This is a genomic window from Planctomycetota bacterium (assembly GCA_035384565.1).
GTDB lineage: Bacteria > Planctomycetota > PUPC01 > DSUN01 > DSUN01 > DAOOIT01.
The window spans coordinates 37,163-44,195 of sequence record DAOOIT010000050.1; the positions used below are offsets into that span (position 1 = coordinate 37,163).

A 7,033-nucleotide genomic window follows, 5' to 3' on the forward strand; every position below is an offset into this window, starting at 1 on the left:
GCCAGACTCCCGAGTCTCAGAAGCGAGGCTGGTCCTGCTGCGACCGGTCTTCGAAACGCAAGTAGTTCTTGAGGAAGGTCACCGTGACCGTCCCCGTGGGGCCATTGCGCTGCTTGGCGACGATGAGGTCCGCCTCGCCCGGGCGGCTGCCCGGGTTGTACGGCTCCTCGCGATAGAGGAGGATCACGAGATCGGCGTCCTGCTCCAGCGAGCCGCTCTCGCGCAGGTCCGACATTCGGGGGACGTGTCCCTCGCGCGCCTCGGTGGCGCGGCTGAGCTGCGAGAGCGCGATGACCGGCACGTTGAGTTCGCGGGCCAGGGCCTTCATGCCGCGCGAGATGATGCTGATCTCCTGCTGGCGGTTCTCGGCCTGGCGCTCTTCCATGAGCTGAAGGTAGTCCACCACGATGAGCGACAGGCGGGGCTCGGTGAGCATCAGGCGGCGGGCGCGGGTGCGCAGGTCGCGCAGCGAGAGGCCAGGGGTGTCGTCTATGTAGATCGGGGCCTCGTAGAGGTCCCCGGCCTTCATGGTGAGGGCGTTGATTTCCTCGCGGGGGAGCAGGCCGCGCCGGAGCCGGTGGGCGTCCACGCGCGCATAGCCGCACAAGATGTTGCGTGCGATGACGGGCTTGGACATTTCGAGCGAGAAGATCAGCACGGGCTTGGCCTCGGCCTTGTTGGGCCGCGGCCAGCCGCCCAGGGCCACGCGCATGGCGATGTTGAGGGCGAAGGTGGTCTTGCCCATCGAGGGGCGCCCGGCCACGATGATGAGGTCGGAACGCTGGAGGCCGCAGGTCAGGTCGTCCAGGTCGTTGAAGAACGTGCGCAGGCCCGTGATGCGGTTCTCGCGGATGTTCTCGATGTCGTCGAAGATGGCCTGGAGGACGTCGCGCACGGCGGCCGGCTCGTTGGAGCGGTCGCCCTGGGTGACGGCGAAGACTTCGGCCTGGGCCCTGTCGAGCAGGGCGTCGGTAGGCACCGTGCCGTCGTAGGAGTCGCGCGCAATCTCGGTGCAGGCGTGGATGAGTCTGCGGCGCAGCGAGGCCTGCCGCACGATGCCCGCGTAGTACTCGGCGTTGGCGGCCGAGGGCACCTTCTCGAGCAGCGAGACGAGGTAGGGCGCCCCCCCCACACGGTCCAGCGCGTCCCGGTGGCGCAGGGCCTCGGTGAGCAGCACGAGGTCCACCGGCTTGCCCTGGTCGAAGAGCTCCACGATCGCGTCGTAGATCGCCTGGTGGTCGCGCGAGTAGAAGTCGCCGCGCTCCAGGATCTGCGCCACCTCGGGAATGGTCTGGTTGTCAATCAGCAGAGAGCCCAGGACTGCGATTTCGGCGTCCGGGTTCTGCGGAGGGAGGCGGTCCTTCGTTGGGGCGACGGGCTCGGCCATGGCCGTTCAGTCTGCCACCACCCAGATGCGGGTCGCGGCGACCACATCCGGGGCGAGCTGGATTTCGATGGCGTAGACGCCGGTTTCCTTGATCGGGTGTTCGAGGCGCACGGCGTCTTCGGGCACCTCGAAGCCTTCCTGGCGCAGGGCGGCGGCGATCTGGGCGGCGCCGACCGAGCCGAAGAGCGTGCCCGTCTCGGTGGCCTGCGCGGCGATGGTGCACGAGATCGCCTCGAGCCGCTTGCCTGCCTCGACGATGGCCTGGTGCCGCTTCTCGGCCTCGCGCTGGGCGCGGCGCTTCTCGGCCTCGAGGCGCTGGAGGTTGTCGGCAGTGACGGGGGTGGCGATCTTGCGCGGGAACAGGTAATTGCGGGCGAAGCCCGTGCTCACGTTGACGACTTCGCCTGCCTTGCCGAGGGATTCGTGGTCCTTGCGCAGCAGAATCTGCATCGGTTGGCTCCGGAGCTCTGACGGGGGGCGGTCTCAGCGCGCAACGTAGGGCATCAGGGCGAGGAACCGCGCCCGCTTGATGGCGACCCGGGCCATGTGCTGGCACTTGGCGCAGTTGCCCGAGCGCTTGCGGGAGAAGAGCTTGCCCTGACTCGTGACCAGCTTCTGCAGGACGCCCACGTCCTTGTAATCGAGCTGGGTGATCCCCTCTCGACAGAAGCGGCAGCGGGACTTTTCGCGTGGACGGCGGAACTTGCGTTTGGCCATAGGGTGTTGGGCTCCTGGCTAGAAGGGCACGTCGTCGAAGGGCTCCGCCTCGTCGGCGGAAGGCCCGGGGGCCTGAGGAGACGGGCCGCGGCTCGGCGGGGCATCGTCGGGCGGCGCTCCCGCGGGCCCCCGTGCGCCGCCGCGCGGGCTGACGAACTGGAAGTTCTCGAGGATGACGCGGAGCTTGGAGCGCCGCTGCCCGTCCTGGCTGGTCCACTCGTCGAGCGAGAGGCGGCCCTCGATGAAGATCGGCTGGCCCTTGGTCACGTACTCGTTGATCACCTCGGCCTGGCGGCCCCAGGCGGTGACGTCTACGAAGGTCGTGCTGTCGCGGCGCTCGCCCTCGGGGGTGCGCGTGCGGCGGTTGATGGCGAGCCGGAGGTCGGCCACCGCCTGTCCGCCGGGCGTGTAGCGCAGCTCGGGGTCGCGCGTGAGGTTGCCCATCAGGATGACTTTGTTGAAGTTCGGCATGAGCGGCCCTCGCTAGTCGGCGTCGGTGTCGCGGCCTCGGCGGCGCCCGTCGTGAGAGTCGGAATCGGCCTCGTCCGGCGACGCGTCGGCGCGCGGGCCGCCGGGCCTGTCGGGGGCGTCTGCGGCGGGCCGCTCGGGCGCGGGCGGCTTGCCGAGGGACTGGATCGGCTCGCCGGGCTCGCCGGGGCGCAGGGCCAGCAGGCCGGCCTTGTGGAGCTTCTCGCTCTGCTCGTCGCGCAGGATGAGGACGCGGAGGATCGTGTCGTTGAGGCGGCAATCGCGTTCGATGCCCACGAGGCCCTCGGCGCTGGCGGAGAAGCGGGCGAGGAAATACACGGCGCGGTTGCGGCCGGCGATCGGGTAGCACAGCCGCCGCTCGTCCCACTTCTCGGCGACGAAGACCTCCGCGTGGTTCTTCTCCAGGATGTTCCGGGCCTCGCGGGCGGCGGCCTGGGGGTTGTCGTTCCAGCGCGCGTCGTCAATCAGGAACATGCCTTCGTAAAGTCTCAAAAGGGCGACCTCCTAATGGTCATCGGTTCAGTTCGGTCAGTGCCGCGTCGAGGCCCTCACGGAGCCACGTGTCTACGATGCGAGCGCCTGCCGCCACGGCCTCGGCCATCACGGGCTCTTCGGCGGGCTCGAGGCGGCCGAGCACGTGGGCCACATTGTCGGTTCCACGCCCGATGCCGATGCGCAGCCGGGCGAACTCGTCGGTGCCCAGGCATTCGATGATCGACTGGAGGCCCTTGTGGCCCCCGGCCGAGCCCTGGCGCCGCAGCCGCAGCTTGCCGAGGTCCAGGTTGAGGTCGTCGCAGACGACCAGGAGGTCCTCGATCGGGCAGTGGTACCACCGAAGCAGGGGGGCCACACAGCTCCCCGTCAGGTTCACATAGGTCTGCGGCTGGACCAGCAGGGCCTGCCGCGTTCCAAACGTGCCCTCGCCCACGAGGGCATCGAAGCGCCGGCGGCTCAGGCTGATCCCGTGCTCGGCGGCCACCAGGCCAATGACTCGAAAGCCCAGGTTGTGCCGCGTGTGTTCGTAGCGTTTGCCCGGGTTCCCGATGCCGACGGCGATCTTCATCGGCTGGCGCTACTCCTCGCTTTCCTCGCCCTCGCCCTCCTCGGCGGCGTGGCGGCCGATCACCTCGGGCTCCGCGGGTTGCTCGGCGGCCTCTGCCGGGGCGGCCTCCTTCTCGGCGGCCGGCGCGTGCACGATGGCGATCGGAGTCTCGGGGTCGAGGACAAACTCCACGCCCGCGGGCGGCGTGATGTCGCGCACGGCGAGGATCTGGCCGATGTCCAGGTTCGCCACTTCCACACGGATCCGCTCGGGGATGTCGCCCGGGAGGCAGTTCACTTCGATGTCCTGCACCACGTGCTCCAGGGTGCCGCCCGCCACCACGCCCTTGGCGAGGCCGTGCAGGGTCACCGGCACCCGCACGGTCACCTTCTCGTTCATGTCGATGCGGGCGAGGTCCACGTGCAGGAGATGGTCGCCCATCGCGTCGTACTGGATTTCCTTGAGCAGCGCCGTTTCCGCGACGCCACCGACCTCCAGGTTGACCATGCGCATGCCCGTATGGAGCAGGTGCTCGATTTCCTTGAGGGGGGCGCTCAGATGCACCGTGTCGCGGCGACGGCCGTAGAGCACGAGGGGCACCTGCCCCTCGCGGCGCAGGCGCCGCACGGCGCGCGTTCCGAGGTTATCTCGCTTCGAGGCGTGCAGGGTCGTCGTTTGCATGCAGAACTCCCAGGCTCCGGCTAGTGGAACAGCGAACTGACGGATTCGTTGTAGTGGATGCGCTTGATGGCCTCGCCCAGCAGGCCCGCCACCGACACCACGGTCACCGGCAGGCACTTGGCGGCCTCCTGGAGCGGGATGGTGTCGGTGACGACGAGGCGGTCAATGGGGGCGGCGGCCAGGCGCGCGATGGCCGGGCCGCACAGCACGGGGTGGGTGGCAGCCACCTGCACCGACTTGGCGCCGTGCTGGCGGAGGAGCTTGGCTGCGGCGCACACCGAGCCGCCCGTGGCGATGATGTCGTCTATCATCAGCACGTTCTTGTTCTCCACCGTGCCGATGAGGAAGCCGGGCTCCGTCTGGTCGGGGCTGATGCGGCGCTTCTCGACCACGGCCAGGTCGGCCCCCAGCCGCTCGGCGAAGGGCAGCGCCAGCTTCACCGAGCCCACGTCGGGGCTCACCACCACCAGGTCGGGCAGCTTCGGGTCCAGGAACGAGCGCGCCAACACGGCCGACGCGCTCAGGTGGTCCACCGGAATATCGAAGAAGCCCTGAATCTGCGACGCATGCAGGTCGAGGGCGAGACAGCGGTCCGCGCCCGCCGTGGTGAGCAGGTTGGCCACGAGCTTCGCCGTGATCGGCACCCGCCCCTCGTCCTTGCGGTCCTTGCGGGCGTAGCCGTAGTAGGGCAGCACCGCCGTGATGCGATCCGCCGACGCGCGCTTCAGGCAGTCCATCAGGAGCAACAGCTCCATCAGGCTCTTGTTCACCGGGTGGCAGGTGGGCTGGACGACGAACGTGTCGGCCCCGCGGACGTCATCGTGGATCTTGACGTCCAGCTCCCCGTCGGGGAACTCCTTGACGGAGGCGTTGCCCAACGGCAGGTCGAGGTAATCGCAGATGGCCCTCGCCAACGCCGGGTGCGCGTTGCCGCTGAAGACGAGCATTCGTCGGTTGTGCATGGTGCCGCACGTGGCCTGAAACGGTACAGGGACCCGCCCTTGCGGGAAAACTCCAAGTCCCTAATTATACGAAATCCCCCCATCAAGTCAAGGAAAAACGCAGGCTTGCAACCCTCGTGCTCCCCATATGTCGGTGAGAAGAGACGCCGCCTCCACAAGGCATCGGCAGATGCGCCGGCGCAACCGCCCGCACCTCTCAGTTCCTCAAGTGGACCGGCTCCGTGCCCGACACCCCGACGCTGAGTTCGGGATCAATCCGGTCGCGCGTCCAGTATTCCACATGACTGTCGAAGAAGAGCACGGCCATGCCCTGGCCGCCGTGGTTGGGCGTGCCCTCCGTGTCGTCGGAGGCCATCACCTCGTTCGGCGGGAAGTCGTCGTGGATGGGCAGCTTCGACGTGGCATAGCTCGCCCCCTTGCCCACTCTCGAAGCCAGATAGATGCCCACGCTCCTGTTGCCCATCGCGGCGTAGCTCACGGTCTGCGAGCCGAACAGGCCGGGCACGGCGCGGTCGGTGCCCAGGTCGCGGCCATCGTGGTTCGTATCCCCTGAGGAGGGACAGAGGTAGCAGGCTGGGCTGGGGTGGATGCCCAGCCAGTAGTTGGTGGCGAACCATTCTGCGCCCGTGAAGCCGTCGGGCCTCAGCCCACGGCCCATCGGCCAGGGATACCACTTGTCGTCACCGTACGAGTTCAGATACGTGGCCATGGCCTTGGCATTGCAGTTCAGGTGGTTGCGGCACGTGATCCGCCTCGATTCCTCCCGCCGCAACGTCACGACGTGCAGCACAGCCGCAAGCGCAATGCCCACGACCAATGTGATGACGAGCACTTCCGTCAGCGTCACCGTGCCCCTCTTGCCCATCGCAGTCCCCCTGTTGCACAGCGGTCACTTGGGGCGGCATCGCGCCGCCAACCTATCATGCTGAGCTTGTCGAAGCACCTTTCAAGGGGATGGGCATTGGCAACACGGTGGCTCCCATCACGTGAGCTGACTCCCCTGAAAGGTTCCTCGACAGGCTCGGAATGACAGGATAGTGGCGCCTCAATTCCTCAAGTGGACCAGCTCCCCCATCCCCACGCCGCGCTCCAGGTCAACCCTCTCGTGGGTCCACCACTCGACGTGGGAGTCGAAGAACAGCACGCTCATCCCGCCGCTGTCCTTCGTGCCGTGGTTGATCGGCTCCTCTGTGTCGTCGGAGCCCATCGGCACGGCGTGCGGGAAGTACTCGGGGATGGGCAGCTTCGACGTGGCATAGCTCGCCCCCTTGCCCATCTTTGAGGCCATATGGATGCCCATGCTTCCGTCGTGCATCCCTGCGTAGCTCACAGCGTCCGCCGGAAGCGGCGTGCCCCCGGGGCAACCGTAAGAGCCCAGGCGCTTACCATTCTCATTGTTGTCGGTTGTCGAGGGGCAGATGTATACGCCGGGGTCCGGTATGATCCTGATCCAGTAGAGAGTCGCCAACCACTCGGCCCCGCCGAAGTCGGGACTCTGGCTGGTCCCGCAACCCGCGAGGCCCGTGGGCCAAGGGAAGTAGTAACGGCCCTCGGAGTAGGTCGCCATGCCCTTCGCGAGTTCGTTGAGGTTATTCCTGCACCGGATGCGCCTGGCGTCCTCGCGCGCCGGTGCCAGGGCCGCTGGACATGTCCCGATGAGGAGCGCGGCGCCCAATACCACGATCAAGACGACCACTGAACTCGACTTTCGCCAAAATGGAAGACGCCGAGAGCCCACGTGGTATGATGTATTTT

10 protein-coding genes are annotated in these 7,033 nt (G+C 67.6%); all 10 read right to left on the reverse strand.

Annotation, left to right across the window (positions count from 1 at the left end; all coding sequences use genetic code 11):
- Positions 1 to 16 precede the first annotated feature (16 nt).
- On the reverse strand, positions 17 to 1,387 hold the full coding sequence (dnaB, locus tag PLE19_17240) for a replicative DNA helicase (GenBank protein ID HPD16701.1): 1,371 nt from the start codon (positions 1,385 to 1,387) through the stop codon (positions 17 to 19).
- 6 nt (positions 1,388 to 1,393) lie between these two features.
- Entirely contained in the window at positions 1,394 to 1,837 is a 444-nt protein-coding gene (rplI, locus tag PLE19_17245) for a 50S ribosomal protein L9 (GenBank protein ID HPD16702.1), read from the reverse strand.
- 33 nt (positions 1,838 to 1,870) lie between these two features.
- Complete coding sequence (gene rpsR, locus PLE19_17250) at positions 1,871 to 2,104, reverse strand: 30S ribosomal protein S18 (protein HPD16703.1); 234 nt, start codon at positions 2,102 to 2,104, stop codon at positions 1,871 to 1,873.
- An 18-nt stretch (positions 2,105 to 2,122) separates the two neighbouring features.
- A complete protein-coding gene (locus PLE19_17255) occupies positions 2,123 to 2,575 on the reverse strand; it encodes a single-stranded DNA-binding protein (protein HPD16704.1) in 453 nt (150 codons plus the stop codon).
- Between the two features lie 12 nt (positions 2,576 to 2,587).
- Positions 2,588 to 3,085, reverse strand: coding sequence for a 30S ribosomal protein S6 (rpsF, locus tag PLE19_17260; protein HPD16705.1), 498 nt, complete (start codon positions 3,083 to 3,085; stop codon positions 2,588 to 2,590).
- A 19-nt stretch (positions 3,086 to 3,104) separates the two neighbouring features.
- The gene (gene pth / locus PLE19_17265; GenBank protein ID HPD16706.1) at positions 3,105 to 3,656 is read right to left on the reverse strand and encodes an aminoacyl-tRNA hydrolase; all 552 of its coding nucleotides are present in this window, start codon (positions 3,654 to 3,656) and stop codon (positions 3,105 to 3,107) included.
- 9 nt (positions 3,657 to 3,665) lie between these two features.
- Positions 3,666 to 4,316: a 50S ribosomal protein L25 gene (locus tag PLE19_17270; GenBank protein ID HPD16707.1), complete on the reverse strand. Its 651-nt coding sequence runs from the start codon at positions 4,314 to 4,316 to the stop codon at positions 3,666 to 3,668.
- 20 nt (positions 4,317 to 4,336) lie between these two features.
- Positions 4,337 to 5,278: a ribose-phosphate pyrophosphokinase gene (locus PLE19_17275; GenBank protein ID HPD16708.1), complete on the reverse strand. Its 942-nt coding sequence runs from the start codon at positions 5,276 to 5,278 to the stop codon at positions 4,337 to 4,339.
- Between the two features lie 196 nt (positions 5,279 to 5,474).
- Positions 5,475 to 6,143 carry a hypothetical protein gene (locus tag PLE19_17280; GenBank protein ID HPD16709.1) on the reverse strand — a complete coding sequence of 223 codons (669 nt, stop codon included), beginning with the start codon at positions 6,141 to 6,143 and terminating at the stop codon, positions 5,475 to 5,477.
- Positions 6,144 to 6,323: 180 nt separating this feature from the next.
- Positions 6,324 to 6,974 carry a DUF1559 domain-containing protein gene (locus PLE19_17285; GenBank protein ID HPD16710.1) on the reverse strand — a complete coding sequence of 217 codons (651 nt, stop codon included), beginning with the start codon at positions 6,972 to 6,974 and terminating at the stop codon, positions 6,324 to 6,326.
- Positions 6,975 to 7,033 lie beyond the last annotated feature (59 nt).